The sequence below is a fragment of the Streptomyces sp. NPDC029122 genome, assembly GCF_055569445.1.
Genome location: NZ_JBVHWK010000041.1, coordinates 38,632 through 55,683, shown reverse-complemented (window position 1 = coordinate 55,683; position 17,052 = coordinate 38,632). Strand labels below are relative to the sequence as shown.

15 protein-coding genes are annotated in these 17,052 nt (G+C 74.2%); 6 read left to right on the top strand and 9 right to left on the bottom strand.

Features of this window, described 5'->3' with window-relative positions:
- The first annotated feature begins 119 nt into the window (after window positions 1-119).
- From thiE to ACZ4WZ_RS32090, 3 genes are all read left to right on the top strand, one after another.
- Complete coding sequence (thiE, locus tag ACZ4WZ_RS32100; protein ID WP_467896379.1) at window positions 120-758, top strand: thiamine phosphate synthase; 639 nt, start codon at window positions 120-122, stop codon at window positions 756-758.
- A 79-nt stretch (window positions 759-837) separates the two neighbouring features.
- Entirely contained in the window at window positions 838-1,752 is a 915-nt protein-coding gene (metF, locus tag ACZ4WZ_RS32095) for a methylenetetrahydrofolate reductase [NAD(P)H] (RefSeq protein ID WP_007263631.1), read from the top strand.
- 50 nt (window positions 1,753-1,802) lie between these two features.
- Window positions 1,803-2,681 carry a hypothetical protein gene (locus ACZ4WZ_RS32090; protein ID WP_467896377.1) on the top strand — a complete coding sequence of 293 codons (879 nt, stop codon included), beginning with the start codon at window positions 1,803-1,805 and terminating at the stop codon, window positions 2,679-2,681.
- A gap of 43 nt (window positions 2,682-2,724) precedes the next feature.
- On the opposite strand, the gene ACZ4WZ_RS32085 is transcribed toward ACZ4WZ_RS32090, so the two are convergent.
- From ACZ4WZ_RS32085 to ACZ4WZ_RS32065, 5 genes are all read right to left on the bottom strand, one after another.
- Window positions 2,725-4,158 carry a phytoene desaturase family protein gene (locus tag ACZ4WZ_RS32085; protein WP_467896375.1) on the bottom strand — a complete coding sequence of 478 codons (1,434 nt, stop codon included), beginning with the start codon at window positions 4,156-4,158 and terminating at the stop codon, window positions 2,725-2,727.
- 31 nt (window positions 4,159-4,189) lie between these two features.
- Window positions 4,190-4,816: a DUF4126 domain-containing protein gene (locus ACZ4WZ_RS32080; protein ID WP_467896374.1), complete on the bottom strand. Its 627-nt coding sequence runs from the start codon at window positions 4,814-4,816 to the stop codon at window positions 4,190-4,192.
- 100 nt (window positions 4,817-4,916) lie between these two features.
- Window positions 4,917-5,318, bottom strand: coding sequence for a DUF3040 domain-containing protein (locus ACZ4WZ_RS32075; RefSeq protein ID WP_388935499.1), 402 nt, complete (start codon window positions 5,316-5,318; stop codon window positions 4,917-4,919).
- Between the two features lie 307 nt (window positions 5,319-5,625).
- Complete coding sequence (locus ACZ4WZ_RS32070) at window positions 5,626-6,384, bottom strand: methyltransferase (protein ID WP_467896371.1); 759 nt, start codon at window positions 6,382-6,384, stop codon at window positions 5,626-5,628.
- A gap of 73 nt (window positions 6,385-6,457) precedes the next feature.
- Window positions 6,458-6,940: an SAV_6107 family HEPN domain-containing protein gene (locus tag ACZ4WZ_RS32065; RefSeq protein WP_467896370.1), complete on the bottom strand. Its 483-nt coding sequence runs from the start codon at window positions 6,938-6,940 to the stop codon at window positions 6,458-6,460.
- 282 nt (window positions 6,941-7,222) lie between these two features.
- Between ACZ4WZ_RS32065 and ACZ4WZ_RS32060 the strand changes: the two genes are divergently transcribed.
- Genes ACZ4WZ_RS32060 through ACZ4WZ_RS32050 form a run of 3 tightly spaced genes read left to right on the top strand, consistent with a single transcriptional unit; the run spans window position 7,223 to window position 10,977 of the window.
- On the top strand, window positions 7,223-8,257 hold the full coding sequence (locus ACZ4WZ_RS32060; RefSeq protein ID WP_467896369.1) for an ATP-binding cassette domain-containing protein: 1,035 nt from the start codon (window positions 7,223-7,225) through the stop codon (window positions 8,255-8,257).
- On the top strand, window positions 8,229-10,322 hold the full coding sequence (locus ACZ4WZ_RS32055) for a YhgE/Pip family protein (protein ID WP_467896367.1): 2,094 nt from the start codon (window positions 8,229-8,231) through the stop codon (window positions 10,320-10,322). The genes ACZ4WZ_RS32060 and ACZ4WZ_RS32055 overlap by 29 nt, the downstream gene beginning before the upstream one ends.
- A gap of 28 nt (window positions 10,323-10,350) precedes the next feature.
- Window positions 10,351-10,977 (top strand): TetR/AcrR family transcriptional regulator, encoded by a 627-nt coding sequence (locus ACZ4WZ_RS32050; protein ID WP_388935483.1) that lies wholly within the window; start codon window positions 10,351-10,353, stop codon window positions 10,975-10,977.
- Between the two features lie 309 nt (window positions 10,978-11,286).
- On the opposite strand, the gene ACZ4WZ_RS32045 is transcribed toward ACZ4WZ_RS32050, so the two are convergent.
- From ACZ4WZ_RS32045 to ACZ4WZ_RS32030, 4 genes are all read right to left on the bottom strand, one after another.
- On the bottom strand, window positions 11,287-13,776 hold the full coding sequence (locus ACZ4WZ_RS32045) for a transglutaminase TgpA family protein (RefSeq protein WP_467896365.1): 2,490 nt from the start codon (window positions 13,774-13,776) through the stop codon (window positions 11,287-11,289).
- Window positions 13,773-15,140, bottom strand: coding sequence for a DUF58 domain-containing protein (locus ACZ4WZ_RS32040; protein WP_467896363.1), 1,368 nt, complete (start codon window positions 15,138-15,140; stop codon window positions 13,773-13,775). Before ACZ4WZ_RS32040 ends, ACZ4WZ_RS32045 begins: the two co-directional genes overlap by 4 nt.
- Entirely contained in the window at window positions 15,140-16,150 is a 1,011-nt protein-coding gene (locus ACZ4WZ_RS32035; RefSeq protein ID WP_388935473.1) for an AAA family ATPase, read from the bottom strand. Before ACZ4WZ_RS32035 ends, ACZ4WZ_RS32040 begins: the two co-directional genes overlap by 1 nt.
- Before the next feature lie 137 nt (window positions 16,151-16,287).
- Window positions 16,288-16,902 carry a beta-class carbonic anhydrase gene (locus ACZ4WZ_RS32030; RefSeq protein WP_467896362.1) on the bottom strand — a complete coding sequence of 205 codons (615 nt, stop codon included), beginning with the start codon at window positions 16,900-16,902 and terminating at the stop codon, window positions 16,288-16,290.
- Between the last annotated feature and the right edge of the window lie 150 nt (window positions 16,903-17,052).

The following is a 17,052-nucleotide window of genomic DNA, read 5'->3' as shown; positions in this document are numbered from 1 at the left end:
CCCCCCCCCCCCCCCCCCCCCCCCCCCCCCCCCCCCCCCCCCCCCCCCCCCCCCCCCCCCCCCCCTCCCCCCCCCCCCCCCCCCCCCCCCCCCCCACCTCACCACCACGGGGGGAACCCATGCAGCAGCTGTCCGACGCCCGGCTCTACCTGTGCACGGACGCGCGCAAGCGGCAGGGTGACCTCCCCGAGTTCCTCGACGCCGTCCTGGCCGGCGGCGTCGACATCGTCCAGCTCCGCGACAAGGGCATGGAGGCGGGCGAGGAGCTCGAACACCTCCAGGTCTTCGCCGAGGCCGCCCGCCGCCACGGCAAGCTCCTCGCCGTCAACGACCGCGCCGACGTCGCGCACGCCATCGGCTCCGACGTCCTGCACCTCGGCCAGGGCGACATCCCCGTCCCCGCCGCCCGCGCCGTCCTCGGCGGCCGGGTCCTGATCGGCCGCTCCTGCCACGCCGAGTCCGAGGTGGACGCCGCCGTCGCCGAGCCCGGCGTGGACTACTTCTGCACCGGCCCCTGCTGGCCCACCCCCACCAAGCCCGGCCGCCACGCCCCCGGACTCGGCCTCGTCCGGTACGCGGCCTCCCTCGCCCAGGACCGCCCCTGGTTCGCCATCGGCGGCATCGACGCCGGCAATCTGGACGAGGTCCTGGACGCCGGCGCCACCCGCGTCGTGGTCGTCCGGGCCCTCACCGAGGCCTCCGACCCCGGTGCCGCGGCCGCCGAACTCGCCAAGAGGGTTCGCGCCCGCCTCGGGTGACGCTGGAGCGGTGTCCAAAAAGCTGTCCAGTTCGTGGACAGCGCTTCGGCGTCCGCCGGGCCCCGTCTAACCTGCCCGTATGGCCCTTGGTACCGCTTCCACCTGGTCGGACCGTGCACACACGGTCCGCGACCTCCTCGCGTCCGGAGCCTCGTACTCCTTCGAGTTCTGGGCTCCCAAGACCGAGAAGGGCGAGCGCAACCTCTGGAACGCGCTCCGCCGGATCGAGGCGGTCTCCCCGAGCTTCGTCTCCGTCACGTACGGGGCCGGCGGCTCCACCCGTGGCGGCACCGTCCGCGCCACCCAGCAGATCGCCTCCGACACCACCCTGACGCCCGTCGCGCACCTGACCGCGGTGGACCACTCCGTCGCCGAGCTGCGCCACGTCATCGGCCAGTTCGCCGACGCCGGCATCCGCAACATGCTCGCCCTGCGCGGAGACCCGCCCGGCGACCCCATGGGCCCCTGGGTCAGGCACCCGGAGGGCGTGGACTACGCGGCCGACCTGGTGCGCCTGCTCAAGGAGTCCGGCGACTTCTGCGTCGGCGTCGCCGCCTTCCCCGAGATGCACCCGCGCTCCGAGGACTGGGACACGGACATCCGGCACTTCGTGGACAAGTGCCGCGCCGGTGCGGACTACGCCATCACCCAGATGTTCTTCGATCCCGAGAATTATCTGCGGCTGCGCGACAGCGTCGCCAAGGCGGGCTGCGAGACCCCGATCATCCCCGAGGTCATGCCCGTTGTCGGTATCAAGCAGCTCGACCGGCTGCCGCAGCTGAGCACCGCGGTCTTCCCCGACGCCGTGAAAGAACGCATGCTCGCCGTCAAGGACGACCCGGCCGCTGTACGCTCCATTGGCATCGAGTTCGCCACGGAGTTCTGCGCGCGGCTGCTGTCCGAGGGTGTCCCGGGACTGCACTTCATCACGCTGAACAATTCCACGGCGACTCTCGAGATCTACGAGAACCTGGGCCTGCACCAGCGGGCCTGACCGGCCGTCTCTCCTTCCCGCGCGGGCGGCCGTACCGAGAGGGGCCTTGCATGGGAATGACGGTCCTCTACATCGCGTTCGGCATCGTCGCGTTGTGGCTGCTTGCCGAGGTCCTGATGCAGTACAAGGCCCGGCTGCGCTGGCGCCTGCTGGCCTTCACCGGCTTCGCCGGAGTGGTGGCCGGAGTGGTACTGCCGTCGGTGCTCGTGATCGCCGCCGGCGCGACCGCCTTCGCCGTCGGCCAGACCCTGGTCACGCTCTCCTTCCGGAAGGGCTTCGTGGCCGGCTGGGCGCTGCGCCGGGGCGGGCGGCCCGCACCGGAGGCGGCGCCGGGCAGACGCCGCCGCTCCGGGAGCGCACCGCGCCCGGAGCCCGCACTGGAGGTCACCGGGCTGGAGTACGCCGACCAGGGCCGGGGACCGGGCGATGGCCCGGGCTCCGAGGACGCGGTGTTCACCCCGCAGCCGGTGCCCGAGGAGACCGGCTCGTACGGGATACAGAGCTTCGTCCCGCAGCAGCCGCAGCAGCCCCAGCAGTCCGGCGCCGAGACCCCCTTCGCCTCGCCGTTCACCACGGCCGAGCAGGACGCGCACCAGTACGCGGCCTACTACGACCAGCAGCAGGGCCAGGGCGGCTACGACTACCCCGGCACCTACCCCGGGGGCGAGCAGCAGGTCTACGCCGCCTACTCGGACCCGTACATCGGCACCGGCGGCGAGGTCTCCCCGGCCCCGTCCTACGACGGCGCGGCCTACCCGCCCTACGGCGACCCCGCCCAGCAGCAGTACTCCATGGACACCCCGCCCGGCGGGGTCTGGGTCCCGCAGCAGCGCGCCACCGACGCCGCCCCGCAGCCCTACCCGGAGCAGGACCCGCAGCAGGAGTACCCGTACCCCGGCAACGGCGAGTACGGCCAGTACCGCCACTGACGGGCACCCGGCCCCGGCCCGCCCCGGCCCGGCGGGCCGGGGCTCACTGCGAGCCGCGGAACCCGGCCCCCTCCACGATCAGCCCGGCCACCAGGGCCCCCGTCATCCCGGCGTGGGCGAGCCCGCCGCCGGGGTGCGCCCAGCCGCCCGCGAGGTACAGCCCGGGCAGTGCCGTCGTGTTGGCCGGGTACAGCAGCCGGCCCCCGCCCCCCGGCAGCGCCGGCGGCGGCACCGAGCCGCCGAGGGCACCCGTGGCGGCCTCCACGTCCTCCGGGGTGCGCACCTCCTGCCACAGCAGCCGCTCGCGCAGCCCGGGGACGGCCCGGGCGGCGAGGTCCAGCAGCTTCTCCGGGTCCGGGACGGGCGCGCCGCCCGCGGGCCCGCACACGGCGCTCACGGTGACCGCCTCGTGGTCCGGGTCCGGCCGGGTGGCGGGGTCGTCCGGGCGCAGCACCGTGACCAGCCGGACGCCGGCGGAGTCCGGGGAGTGCACCAGGGTGCGGTGGACGGCGTCCGCCGGGCGGGCGCCCCTCAGCGCCAGCAGCAGGGTCAGCCGGCCGGGCACCTCCGTGCCCCGGGCCGGTACGCCGCCGGGCGGGCGGGGCACCGAGGCGCTCGGCAGCTGCCTCGGGTCGATGCCGCAGACGACGTGGTCGGCGGCGGCCTCGGTGCCGTCGGCCAGCCCCACCCCGGCCGCCCGGCCGTCCCGGCTCAGCACCGAGCGGACGGCGGCGCCGAAGACGAACTCCACCCTCCGCTCCCGGCAGCGCTCGTAGACGGCGGTGGCCAGCTCGCGCATGCCGCCCCGGACGTACCAGCTGCCGAAGGTCTGCTCCATGTAGGGCAGCGCGGCCGCCGCCGCGGGCACCGTGTCCGGGTCCAGCCCGTACGCCAGGACCCGGCCCGCCAGCAGCTCGCCGAGCCGGCCGCCCAGCTCGCGCCGGGCCACCTCGGCCAGCGTCGGCGGACGGCGGCGCAGCAGACCGCTGCCGCGCAGCGCCGGGTACGGGTCGCGGCCCAGTACCTGCCAGTCGGGGCGCAGGGGCTCCTCCAGCAGCGGGCGGCGGGTGGCGTCCCAGGTGTCGCGGGCCCGCCCCAGCAGGGCGTTCCAGCACTCGCCCGCGCCCGCGCCGAAGGCCTCGTCGAGGGCGGCGGCGACCCCGCCCCGGGAGGCGCCGGGGAGGGTGACGGCGGCACCGTCCAGCACGTGCCGGACGGCGGGGTCCAGCTGGACCGTGCCGACGCAGTCCTCCAGGGGCCGCTTGCCGGTCTTCACGAACAGGTCGCGGTAGACGGCGGGCAGGTGCAGCAGCCCGGGCCCGGTGTCGAAGGCGAAGCCGTCGCGCTCGTACCGGCCGACGGAGCCCCCGTAGGTGGACCCGCGCTCGTACACCGTCACCCGGTGCCCCGCCACGGCCAGCCGGGCCGCCGTCGCCATCGCGCCCATGCCGGCGCCGATCACCGCAATACTCGCCATGCCACTGAGCCTATCGAGCCAGGCCCGCAGGTCAGCCGGGTGGTGCTCCGCCCGCGGCCCGGACGGTGGCGGCCAGCCGTCTCTCCTCGCGGCGCTGGGCCCGTCGCCGTCGGAAGCGGCGGATCCGGCTCCAGAGGTAGACCACCAGGACCAGGCCGAGGAGCAGCAGGACGGCGGCGATGACGGCGGCCGCCCGGGGGTTGAACATGGCGAAGGTGACGATGCCGCCCACGCCCAGGTCCTCGGCGGTGCTCAGCACGATGTTGCTGAACGGCTCGGGCGAGGTGTTGACCGCCATCCGGGTGCCGGCCTTGACGAAATGGCTGGCCAGCGCGGTGGAACCGCCGACGGCACCGGCGGCGAGGTCGGAGAGCGAGCCGCTCTGCCCGGCCAGGAGGGCGCCGACGACCGCTCCGGAGACGGGCCGGATCACGGTGTGGACCGTGTCCCACAGGGAGTCCACGTACGGGATCTTGTCGGCCACGGCCTCGCACAGGAACAGCACGGCCGCGACGACGAGGACGTCGGTGCGCTGGAGCGAGGCGGGGACCTCGTCGGACAGTCCGGTCGCGCCGAAGACGCCGAGCAGGAGGATCACGGCGTAGGCGTTGATCCCGCTGGCCCAGCCGCTGGTGAAGACCAGGGGGAGCACACTCATCTGATCAGCATGCCGCAGAGCGGCCGATCAGGGCGGGGGAAACGGCGAGGGGACGGCCGCGCGCTCGCGGACGTCCCCTCACCGGCGGAGTATGTGCGGGCTACTGCCCCTGCTCGTCACGGCGGCGCTGCCACCGTTCCTCGATACGGGTCATCATCGACCGACGCTGCCGGTTGCGGCCATGGGCCGAACCGCCGGCACTTCCGGAGACGGGCTGTTCGCCAGGCTTGGGGGCCTTGCGCCAACCGGTGACCACGAGGACCGTACAGGCCAGCATGACGAGGAATCCCACCACGCTGATCCAGAGCACTTCCTGCCAGATCACACCAGTCATGAGGAGCGCGATACCCACCACAATGCCTACGACTGCCTGGTAGACCCGTCGCCGGGTGTACGTGCGCAGTCCACTGCCCTCAAGCGCTGTCGCGAACTTGGGGTCTTCGGCGTACAGCGCTCGCTCCATCTGCTCGAGCATGCGCTGCTCGTGCTCCGAGAGCGGCACGGGAGTCCTCCTCATCCGTCGGTCGCGGGGGGTAGCGACCAGGGGTCCCCTTCAGGATAGGCGGGGAATCGCCCCCGTGATACCCGCCCTCTACGCCACATTCTGCAAACCACCGTGCCGGGCAGGTCCTGAGTGCCGGACCGGTGCCGAACGGGTGCTTCGAACGTACCGACACCAAGGCGGGCGGCCATTGAGGCGCTTATTCCCCAATGGGCGGTCCGTCATGCCGACCGGTGCACCCGATCATACGTGTCGGCGCGCCGGTTGGGAGGGGATCCGCCGCAGCCCGGTCGAGCAAGCCCGCAGATCAGGCGGGCTTCTCGCCCAGGACGTGCAACTGCGTGGCCACCGCGTGGAAGGCGGGCAGCTCGGCTGCTGCCTCCTCCAGACGCAGCAGCGCCTCGACCGCCCCGGGCTCGGTGTCCACGAGCACCCCGGGGACCAGGTCGGCGAAGATCCGCACGCCGTGGACCGCGCCGACCTCCAGGCCGGCGTCGCCGACCAGCGCGCTCAGCTGTTCGGCGGTGAAGCGGCGCGGCACCGGGTCGCCGGAGCCCCAGCGCCCGGCCGGGTCGGTGAGGGCGGTGCGGGCCTCGGTGAAGTGCCCGGCCAGCGCCCGCGCCAGCACGGCTCCGCCGACGCCGGCGCCGAGCAGGCTGAGGATGCCGCCGGGGCGCAGGGCGGCGACGGCGTTGGCCACGCCCTCGGCCGGGTCGTCCACGTACTCGAGCACGCCGTGGCAGAGCACCACGTCGTACGCGTCCCGCTCGACGACGTCCAGCAGGCCCTGGGCATCGCCCTGGACTCCGCGCACGAGATCGGCGACACCGGCCTCGGAGACCCGGCGCTCCAGGCCGAACAGCGCGTTCGGGCTGGGGTCGACCACGGTCACCCGGTGGCCCAGCCGGGCCACCGGCACGGCGAACTTGCCCGTGCCGCCGCCGGTGTCCAGCACCTCGAGCGCTTCCCGCCCGGTCGCCTTCACCCGGCGGTCGAGGGCCTCCTTGAGGACCTCCCACACCACGGCGGTGCGGAGGGAGGCACGGGGGCGGGAAGTGTCCGACACGGCTGATGACTCCTCGGCGCGTAAGGGTGGGGAGGTGCTTGCCCCACCCTATTGCCTCAGCCGACCGCGCAGCTCATCCGGCGTTCGGACGCTCCGGACGAGGCTGCGGCAGCGCTTGCGTCACGGGCTGCAGCGCGAGCATCCGCTCCACCAGCCGCAGGAACATCCCCGCCTCCCGTACGAGGTCGTCCGCGTCCCGGCTGCTCGCCGCGTCCCGTATCCCGGCCTCGGCCCGGGCCCGCCGGGCGGCACCCGAGGCGAACAGCGCGCTCCACTCGGTCAGCTCCGGCGCTATCTCCGGCAGCACCTCCCACGCGCTGCGGATCCGCGGCCGCCGCCGGGGGCCGGCCGGCTCGGGCCGCCCGCGCGCGGCGAGCACGGCCGCGGCGGCGCGCAGCGCGGCCAGGTGTGCGGTGGCGTACCGCTCGTTGGGCCGGGGCAGCAGGGCCGCCTCGGCCAGGCCGTCGCGGGCCTTGGCGAGCAGTTCGAGGGCGGCCGGCGGTGCGGACGCCCTGCGCGGGACGGGGTGGACAGGGGACGGGGACGGTGTGGCCATGACGAACCTCCTGTCGTTGCGTGGTGCTTAGCGGTGCGGCTGTTTCTCCGTTCGTGGGTCCATCGTGACGGGGGCCACTGACAATCGCGCTGACCTGCGCATTCGCCGTGAAACCCGGACGGGACGGGCATGGGCGGCCCCGTCGCGGGCACGACGGTGAGGGAGGCCGCAGGCCTGCGGCGGACCTTCGAATCCCGCCAAAAGCCCCGCCCGGCGGGCCCTCGGGCCCGGCGCCTGCTAGCTTTTGAACTGACTGGTCAGTTCAAAAGAAGGGGGAGGGGCGTGAACAGCCCGCACGGCGCCGCCGTCAAGGCCGAGGGCTTCGGACTCAAGGGCCCGCGCGGCTGGGTGTTCCGGGGCGTGGGGATCGAAGCGGCTCCCGGATCGCTCATCGCGCTCGAAGGGCCCTCCGGCAGCGGCCGGACCTGCCTGCTCCTCGCCCTCACCGGACGGATGAAGGCCACCGAGGGCCACGCCGAGATCGGCCGCCACCGGCTGCCGAAGAAGATGGCCGCGGTCCGCCGGATCACCGCCCTGGGCCCCGTCCCCGGGGTCAACGACCTCGACCAGGCCCTCACCGTCGCCGAGCAGCTGCGCGAGGGAGCCATGCTCCAGCGCCGCTACGACGCCCCCCTGCGCTCCCTGCTGCGCCCGCGCGGCGACCGCCGCGCCGCCGCCAGGGCCCGGATCGACGAGGCCCTGGCCGCCGTCGGACTGGACCTCTCCGCCCTGCCGAAGGGCGAGCGGACCTCCGTACGCGACCTCGAACGCCTGGAGGCCGTACGGCTGTCCCTGGCCATCGCCCTGCTGGGCGGCCCCCGGCTGCTGGCCCTCGACGACCTCGACCTCAAGCTCTCGGACGCCGAACGCGCGCAGGCCTGGGCCCTGCTGCGCTCGATCGCCGGCCGCGGGACCACCGTCCTCGCGGTGTGCAGCGAGGCCCCCGAGGGCGTGACGGTGCTGCGCACGGGCGCGGGGCCGGACACGGCGGAGCCCGTGGGCCCGCCGCCGCGGGCGGGCGGGAACACCGGGAAGTCCGTGCCCCGTCCCGCGGGGGCGGCCGTGGCTCACGGCGACGGTCCGAAGATCACCTGGGGCCTGCCCGCCGGCACGACCCCGGGCAACGACACGGACCCCGACGGGGACAGCGACGCCGAGGCCGACGCCGAGGAGCCCGGCACCCACACCGAGGAGCCCGGCACCGGCACCGGCACCGAAGCCGACGCCGAAGAGACCGGCACCGAAGAGGCCGACACCGACACCGACGAAGACACGAAGGGGGCGGACGATGCGCTCTCCGAAACTGGCCGCGCTTGAGCTGAAGCGGTTCGGGCGGGGGAAGCTGCCCCGGGCCGCCCTCGTCGCGCTGCTCCTGCTGCCCCTGCTCTACGGGGCCCTGTACCTCTGGTCGTTCTGGGACCCGTACAAGCGCCTCGACAGGGTGCCCGTCGCCCTCGTCAACGCCGACCAGGGCACCACCGTGGACGGCAAGCGCCTCGACGCCGGCGGTGAGATCACCCGCAAGCTGCGCGAGAGCAGGACGTTCGACTGGCGCGAGGTCAGCGCCGCCGAGGCGGCCAAGGGCCTGGAGAACGGGAAGTACTACCTCTCCCTGACCATGCCCGCCGACTTCAGCAGGAACGTCGCCTCCAGCGGCGGCGACGACCCCACCACCGGGGCCCTCCAGGTCCGCACGAACGACGCCAACAACTACATCGTCGGCTCGATCTCGCGCACCGTCTTCTCCGAGGTCCGCTCGGCGGCGTCCACCAACGCCTCCCGCGGTTTCCTCGACAAGATCTTCATCTCCTTCTCCGACCTGCACGACAAGACCGCCGAGGCCGCCGACGGCGCCGACCAGCTCAAGGACGGCGCGGGCAAGGCCCAGCAGGGCGCGAAGGAACTCGCCGACGGCCTCGACACGGCCAAGGAGAAGTCCGGCGAGCTCACCGGCGGCCTGAAGAAGCTCAACGAGGCGGCCGGCAAGCTGGAGACCGGCTCCCGGCAGGTCGCGGACGGCACCCAGAAGGTCGCCGACGTGGTCAACGGCGCGGCCGACAAGGCCCGCCCCTTCGTCAAGGACCCCAAGAACCTGGCGGACACCGCCAAGCTGGTCGCCGACAGCGCCAAGGTCGTAAACAACCACCTCGCCAAGGCCGTCGAGAAGGCCCCGGCCGCCGCCGCCCGGACCAAGGCGGTCGCCACCGGCCTGGACTCGTACTACACCAAGGTGTGCGTGACCCCCGGTGCCGCGCCCCTCGCCGCCTCCTGCCCCGAGCTGAAGCAGATCAAGGACAGCGCGGCCGAGGCCGCCCTGCTCGCCGGCGACGTGAGCACCGTCCTCGGGAACTCCAGCGGCGACATCACCAAGCTCCGCGGACAGCTGACCGACCTGGAGAACAAGGCCCGCGAACTCGCCACCAAGGCCCCCGGCCTCGCGGGCGACCTCGACGCCGCCGTCACCAAGGCCAACGCCCTCAACGACGGCGCCCACAAGGTCGCCGCCGGCATGGTCGAGCTGCACAAGGGCATCGGCACCGCCGCGGGCGGCTCCGGCAAGCTGGGCGAAGGCGTCGGCAAGCTCGGCGACGGCGCCCACACCCTGGGCGGCGGCATGTTCAAGCTCGTCGACGGCAGCGGCCGGCTCGCCGACGGCCTCCACGAGGGCGTCGGCAAGATCCCGGACTACGACCAGCGGCAGCGCGACACCCGTACGCAGGTCATGGCCGACCCGGTCCAGCTCGCCAACCAGGCCCTGCACAAGGCGCCCAACTACGGCACAGGCTTCGCCCCGTACTTCATCCCGCTGTCCCTGTGGGTCGGCGCGATGGTCGCCTACATGCTGATCGCGCCCATGAACAAGCGGGCCCTGGCCGCCGGCGCCTCGCCCTGGCGGATCGCCGTCGCGGGCTGGCTGCCCGTGGTCGGCCTCGGCGCCGCGCAGGTGGGCGCGCTGATGTCCGTACTGCACTGGGCCCCGGGCCTCGGGCTGAAGATGGCCCACCCGGCCCTGACCATCGGCTTCCTGGTCCTGGTCACCGCCTGCTTCGCGGCGATCATCCAGTGGCTGAACGCCAAGTTCGGCGCGGCCGGCCGCATCCTGGTCCTCGCCGTCCTGATGCTCCAGCTCACCTCGGCCGGCGGTACCTACCCCATCCAGACCAGCCCGGACTTCTTCAACGACGTCCACCCGTACCTGCCGATGTCCTACGTCGTCGAGGGCCTGCGCCGCCTCATCACCGGCGGCGACCTCACCCCGGTGTGGCAGGGCTCCGCGGTCCTGGTGGCCTTCACGGCCGGGGCGCTGGCCCTCACCGCGCTCGCCGCCCGCGGCAAGCAGGTGTGGACGATGGACCGACTGCACCCCGAACTGAGCCTGTGAGGGGCTGTGACCTGTGAGAATCAGCGCCATGGAAAGCAGTAGCACCACCGCGGGCGGCGCCCGGCGGCAGGCCACGCGGCAGAAGCTGTACGAGGCGGCCGTCACGCTCATCGCCGAACAGGGCTTCTCCGCGACCACGGTGGACGAGATCGCCGAGCGGGCCGGAGTGGCCAAGGGCACCGTCTACTACAACTTCGCGAGCAAGACCGAGCTCTTCGAGGAGCTGCTGCGGCACGGGGTGGGTCTGCTGACCGCCTCGCTGCGGGCGGCGGCGGACGGGACCGAGGCGCGCGGCGGCAGCCGGATCGAGGCCCTCGACGCGATGATCCGCGCGGGCCTGGTCTTCATCGACCGCTATCCGGCCTTCACCCAGCTGTACGTCGCCGAACTCTGGCGGACCAACCGCGCCTGGCAGTCCACCCTGATGGTGGTGCGGGGCGAAGCCGTCGCGGTCGTCGAGTCGGTACTGAGGGAGGGCGTGGAACGCGGGGAGCTCAGCGCCGAGATCGACGTGCCGCTGACGGCGGCCGCACTGGTCGGGATGGTGCTGGTGGCCGCGCTGGACTGGCAGGCCTTCCAGAGCGAGCGCTCCCTGGACGACGTCCACTCGGCGCTTTCGCTGCTGCTCCGGGGACGGGTGAGCGGGAGCCGCTGACCCCGGTCGGCGGTGCCGCACGGGAAGCCGCTGACCCCCGGTCGGCGGTGCCGCACGGGGGCCGGACCGGCGTAGAACTGAGTATCCGTACTCAGGCGAACAGATGAGTACGCGTACGGATGGGCTCCCACCTGCGAAGACAGCAGACTGGAGGCACGGACGGGGCCTCGGCCCGCACCGCGGACACGGGGCCGCGGAGCGGACCGGGTCCCTGGCCGGGAGCGGTACGGCGAACGCCGGTGCGTTCGGACTCGGGGGGAACGAGTCCGAACGCACCGGCGTCCGTCATGTCCTGCCGCGGGCTCCCGCTCAGCCGCGGCCCCGCAGCGGGATCCGGAAGCGGATCCGGGCCGTGAGGGCCGCCGTCCGCGCGGACAGCGCCGCAGCCCGTGCCGAGGCGGCGGCGGTCACGCGCGCCGCCGACCGGGGGAGCAGCAGCGCGCGCAGCCGGGCCCGGCGCCCCAGGGCGGCCAGCAGGGCCGTGCGGGCCAGGCGTACGTCGTCGGCCAGCCGCGGGTACGGGACGTCCGCGCCGGGCGGGGCGTACAGCGTCCGCTCCACCGCGTCCGCGACCCGGTGCACCGCCTGCGCGGGCTCCCCGTCGAGCCGGCCGAGGACCACGACCCGGCTCGCGGCCTGACGCGGCGACAGCGCCCCGTCGGGCGGGATGCCCACGTCCCAGGCCGAGTCGCCCAGTTCCCGCCAGGCGGCCAGCACCCCGGCGGAGGACACCGGCGGGACGGCCGGGGCCCCGGGGGACGACGGCCCCCGTGCGGCCCCCGCCCGCGGGGAGGCCAGCCGCCGCTCGCGGACCCGTCGGCGCCACAGCAGCGGCAGCAGCGGCAGCCCGAGGACCACCAGCGCGCCGGCGGTCCAGCCGAGGACCGCGCCGACCGGCACGCCGCCGGACCCGGTGCCGGTGCCCTGCGGGGCGGCCGGCAGGCCGCACTCGCCGAGCTTCTTCAGCTCCGGCGGGCACGCCTCGGCCTGCGAGGGCAGGGGTGCCGCCGCCGACGCGGACGCCGAGGGCAGCGCGGACGGCGCGGACGGCTGCGGCGCCGGGGCCTCGGTGCGGCTGTAGTCCGGCAGCGAGATGCCGGCCCGGGGCGTCGGTTCGAACCTGGTCCACCCCACGCCCTCGAAGTACAGCTCGGGCCACGCGTGCGCGTCCCGCATCGAGACGTTCACACTGCCGTCGGCCTGCTTCTCGCCCGGGGTGAACCCGACCGCCACCCGCGCCGGGATGCCCAGCGAGCGGGACATCGCCGCCATCGAGAAGGCGAAGTGGACGCAGAAGCCCTCCTTGTCCGCCAGGAACCGGGCGATGGCCTGCGAGCCCGTCCCCGAGGACACCTTGGTGTCGTAGCGGAAGCCGCCGTTCACCGCGAAGAAGTCCTGGAGCCGCACGGCCCGCGTGTAGTCGTCCCGCGCGCCCTGGGTGACCCGCCGGGCCGTCTCCGCCACCACGGGCGGCAGGTTGTCCGGGAGCCTCGTGTACTCCTCCCGCACCGCCGGGTTCGCGGCGGGCGCGGCCTGGAGCTGCGCCGCCGTGGGCCGCAGCAGCAGGCTCCGTACGGTGTACTGCGCGCCCTGCACGTTCTGGAAGCGGTCCTTGGCCAGCTGGTCGCCGACCAGGGTCCGGCCGGCCGGTTCGTACCGCCACTTGCCGGCGATGTCGATCTGCGTCGCCGGGTACGGCATCGGCAGGTAGCGCTGGGCGTACGTCTGCGCCGCCGAGACGGAGGTGCGTACCTCGGACGCGTTCTCGCGCACCCGGTCGCTCAGCCCCGACGGGGTCGGCAGCCGCTCCGGCACGTCCGTCAGCGGGCGCCCGGAGGCCTCCCACTTGACGCCGTTGAACTCGTCCAGCGCCAGGATCCGCAGGTACTGCTCGCCGAGCTGCGGGCTGTCCGTGCGGTACTTCAGCACGACCCGGTTGTCCTGCGCGTTCAGGCTGCTCTGCAGCGAGACCAGCGGGTTCACCGCCGAGATCGTGCCGCCGCCCCGGCCCGCCGCGCCCGAGTCGTCGCCCGGGGCGCCCAGCAGCCCGCCGCCGAGCGAGGGCAGGACGGCCGGCACCGCCACGGCGACGCCGAGCGCGACCACGCCGATCCGGCGCCCGGTGCGCACGGGCGCCACCGCCCGGCCGCCGCCCGCGCCGCCCCCGTACCCGGAGGCCGCCGAGACGCGCGTGCCCGGGGCGCCGCCGAAGACCCGGCCCCACTGGGCCAGCCGGTCGCGCCCCTCCGACAGCAGCAGCATCAGGTAGCCCGCCCCGGCCAGCAGGAAGGCGAACCAGGAGCCGCCCTGGCCCGTCGCCAGCCCGGCCGCCACCGAGTACAGCGCCAGCAGCGGCAGCCCGGCGGCAGCGGAGGTCCGCAGCGTCACCGCGAGCACGTCCACCAGCAGCCCGATCAGCAGCACCCCGGCCAGCAGCAGCAGCCGGATGCCGTCGGTGAGGGGGGCCGGTATGGCGAACTCGCTCACGTCCCGCACGCCCTGCTGGAACAGGGCCCCGAAGTCGGTGACCAGGAAGGACAGCGGCCCGCCCCCGGCGGCCTCGGCCTTCCCCGCGAAGAGGAAGGCGAGCACCAGCAGCGACACCAGCAGCTGCGCCGCCACGGTCAGCGACCGCGCCAGCGGCACCCGCCGGGCGCCGGCCCCCACCGCGGACTGCACCCCGAGCAGCGCCGCCGCCTGGAGCAGCCAGCCCGTGGACTCCACCAGCGGTGCCAGCGACCAGGAGGTCAGCAGCGTCGCCAGCATTGCGAAGAGCGTCACCCGCGTGCGCCCGCTCATGCCCGGCCTCCGGAGTTCTCGGGGCCGAGGGGAGCGTTCCCGGCCTGCCGCCACAGTTCGGCGAAGGCGGCGCCGGGCGGGACGGCCAGCGCCGTCCAGCCCGCGTCCCGCAGCCTGCGCAGCCGCTCCTCCGCCCGCGAGGGCGCTCCGGTCCAGGCCGCGGAGTCCAGTACGAACGCCACCGCGCCCGCGCTGCGCTGCCGCATCCGGGCCGCCATCTCGGTCTGTTCGCCGTCGAGGTCGCCGAAGAAGGCGATGAGCAGGCCGTCGCCGCCGGAGGAGGCGGGGCCCGCTCCGCCGCTGCGGACCGCGTCGTAGGCGCGGCCCAAGCCGCTCCCGTCGGAGTGCCCGACGACCGCGAGGGTGTCCATCATCAGCCCCGCCGCCTCGGCGGACTCGGGGCCGCCCGAGGAGAAGCCGCCACCGCCACCGCCGCCCTCGCCGGGCACGCGGTCACCGGTGTCGGTGATCAGCCGCACCGAGAACCCCTGCTCCAGGACGTGCAGCAGCGTGGAGGCGGCGGCCGACACCGCCCACTCGAAGGCGGAGTCGGGGCCCGCGCCGGCGTACGCCGTGTCGCGGGTGTCCAGCAGGACGGTGGCCCTGCTGCGCTGGGGCTGTTCCTCGCGGCGCACCATCAGCTCGCCGTAGCGGGCGGTGGAGCGCCAGTGGACCCGGCGCAGGTCGTCGCCGCGGCGGTAGGTGCGCGGGATCACGTCGTCGTCCCCGGCCAGCGCGAGCGAGCGGCGGCTGCCGTCGCCGTAGCCGCCCGCCTCGCCGGTCATCCGGACCGGGGGCAGGGGCTGGGTGCGCGGGACGACGGTGAGGGTGTCGTAGGCGGTGAAGGAGCGGGTCAGCTCGACCAGCCCGAAGGGGTCGGTCAGGCGCAGCTGGAGCGGGCCGAGCGGGTAGCGGCCGCGCAGGTCGGAACGGACCCGGTACGACACCTCGCGGCGCCCGCCGGACTCCACCCGGTCCAGTACGAAGCGGGGCCGCGGGCCCAGCACGTACGGGACCCGGTCCTGGAGCATCAGCAGTCCCGTGGGCACCCGGGAGACGTTCTCCAGCCGGAGCTGGACGCGGGCCTCCCCGCCGGCGGGCACCCGCGGCGGGGTCAGGCGCCGGCTCGCGGTGACCCGGTGGCGGGTGCGGTGCAGGGCGAGGACGCAGATCAGGGGCAGGGCGACGAGCAGCAGCCCGACCCGCAGGAGCTGGCCCTGGCCCAGGACGTACGCGCAGACGGCGGCGGCGGTCCCGGCGGCCAGGAACGAGCGGCCCCGGGTGGTCAGCCCCGCGAACGAGGCGCGCAGCCCCCCGGCTTCCCTCACCTGCCCGCCGGCGCCGTGCGGGGCACCGGCGCTCATCAGAAGCCCCGCAGGCCCGCGCCGGGCGGCATCTCGCCGCGCGCGTGCGCGGCGGGGACGGGGGTGCGCTGGAGGATGTCGTGGACGACCTGCTCGGCGGTGCGCCGGTTCAGCTGGGCCTGCGCGGTGGGCAGCAGCCGGTGCGCGAGGACGGGCGCGGCCAGCTGCTGCACGTCGTCGGGCAGGACGTAGTCCCGGCCGGACAGGGCGGCGGAGGCCTTGACGGCGCGCAGCAGGTGCAGGGTGGCGCGGGGCGAGGCGCCCAGGCGCAGCTCCGGGTGGCTGCGGGTCGCGGAGACGAGGTCCACCACGTAGCGGCGTACGGGCGCGGCGACGTACACCTCGCGGACGGCTTCGATCAGCTTGACCACGTCGTGGGCGTGCGCGACGGCGGTGAGGTCGTCGAGCGGGGAGAGCCCGCCGTGCACGTCGAGCATCTGGAGCTCGGCCTCGGGGCTGGGGTAGCCGACGGAGACGCGGGCCATGAAGCGGTCGCGCTGGGCCTCGGGGAGGGGGTAGGTGCCCTCCATCTCGACCGGGTTCTGGGTGGCGACGACCATGAACGGGCTGGGCAGGGCGTAGGTGGTGCCGTCGATGGTGACCTGGCGCTCCTCCATCGACTCCAGCAGCGCGGACTGGGTCTTGGGGGAGGCGCGGTTGATCTCGTCGCCGATGACGATCTGCGCGAAGATCGCGCCGGGCTTGAACTCGAACTCGCGGCGCTGCTGGTCGTAGATGCTGACGCCGGTGATGTCCGAGGGCAGCAGGTCCGGCGTGAACTGGATGCGCTGGACCGAGCAGTCGATGGACTTGGCGAGCGTCTTGGCCAGCATCGTCTTGCCGACGCCGGGGACGTCCTCGATCAGGAGGTGCCCCTCGGCCAGCAGCACGGTCAGCGCGATCCGTACGACCTCGGGCTTGCCCTCGATCACGCTCTCGACCGACCGGCGGACCCGCTCGGCCGTGCTGGTCAGATCAGCGAGGCTCGCTCGGTCGTCGTACGTGGTCACCTGGTTCTCCTCGGCCCTTTCTCAGGGCCGACGCTGTTGGCGCATGAACCGGCCCACCCCGAAACACGGACGCCGCCCCGGACGGGTTCCGGGCGGTGTCTCCCCGCATTCTTGACGGCGTCCGCCGGGTCTGTCACTCAGGTGGCCGGATCGACCTCCCGCAGGAGACCCGTGTGCACGTCGAAGACGAAGCCTCGCACATCGTCCTTGTGGAGCAGGAAGGGGTTGGTCCGGACCCGCTGCATGGACTGGCGGACGTCCTGCTCGACGTCGCGGAAGGCCTCCACGGCCCAGGCGGGGCGCTGGCCGACCTCGTCCTCCAGCTCGTGCCGGAAGTCCTCGGTCAGGCTTTCGAGGCCGCAGCCGGTGTGGTGGATGAGGATGACCGAGCGGGTGCCCAGCGCCCGCTGGCTGATGGTGAGCGAGCGGATGGTGTCGTCGGTGACGACCCCTCCGGCGTTGCGGATGGTGTGGCAGTCGCCGAGCTCCAGGCCGAGGGCCTTGTGGAGGTCGAGACGGGCGTCCATGCAGGCCACGATGGCGACGTGGAGGACGGGGCGGGCGTCCATGCCGGGGTCGGTGAACTGATCGGCATAGCGCTGGTTCGCCGCGACGAGGCGGTCGGTGACGGATTCGCCGCTCGATGCCTTGGGCGTGGGGTGTGCGGGCAGGGATGCGGAAGTCGTCATGGAATCGACGGTAGTGGTCACGGCTCGGGTGGGCATGGTGTGAGGGCGGACAAAGAAGGTCAACGAGCCTTGTTGTGAGCTAACCCACAAGGGTGAGGCGGGGGCGGCCGTTCGGGTGGTTCGCGGCTTTTGGGTCTTGTCCGGGGGGAGGGCGCACCGGGTACGGGGCGGTTCGTTGACCGCGGCGACCGTTGCACTAAAGTGACGCGAACC

Excerpts from the sequence above, each read along its gene's own strand:
- ACZ4WZ_RS32055 (WP_467896367.1), top strand. The coding sequence starts at position 8,229 with ATGCGCTCTCCGAAACTGGCCGCGCTTGAGCTGAAGCGGTTCGGGCGG.
- thiE (WP_467896379.1), top strand. The coding sequence starts at position 120 with ATGCAGCAGCTGTCCGACGCCCGGCTCTACCTGTGCACGGACGCGCGC.
- metF (WP_007263631.1), top strand. The coding sequence starts at position 838 with ATGGCCCTTGGTACCGCTTCCACCTGGTCGGACCGTGCACACACGGTC.
- ACZ4WZ_RS32065 (WP_467896370.1), bottom strand. The coding sequence starts at position 6,940 with ATGGCCACACCGTCCCCGTCCCCTGTCCACCCCGTCCCGCGCAGGGCG.
- ACZ4WZ_RS32040 (WP_467896363.1), bottom strand. The coding sequence starts at position 15,140 with ATGAGCGCCGGTGCCCCGCACGGCGCCGGCGGGCAGGTGAGGGAAGCC.
- ACZ4WZ_RS32085 (WP_467896375.1), bottom strand. The coding sequence starts at position 4,158 with ATGGCGAGTATTGCGGTGATCGGCGCCGGCATGGGCGCGATGGCGACG.
- ACZ4WZ_RS32090 (WP_467896377.1), top strand. The coding sequence starts at position 1,803 with ATGGGAATGACGGTCCTCTACATCGCGTTCGGCATCGTCGCGTTGTGG.
- ACZ4WZ_RS32080 (WP_467896374.1), bottom strand. The coding sequence starts at position 4,816 with ATGAGTGTGCTCCCCCTGGTCTTCACCAGCGGCTGGGCCAGCGGGATC.
- ACZ4WZ_RS32045 (WP_467896365.1), bottom strand. The coding sequence starts at position 13,776 with ATGAGCGGGCGCACGCGGGTGACGCTCTTCGCAATGCTGGCGACGCTG.
- ACZ4WZ_RS32050 (WP_388935483.1), top strand. The coding sequence starts at position 10,351 with ATGGAAAGCAGTAGCACCACCGCGGGCGGCGCCCGGCGGCAGGCCACG.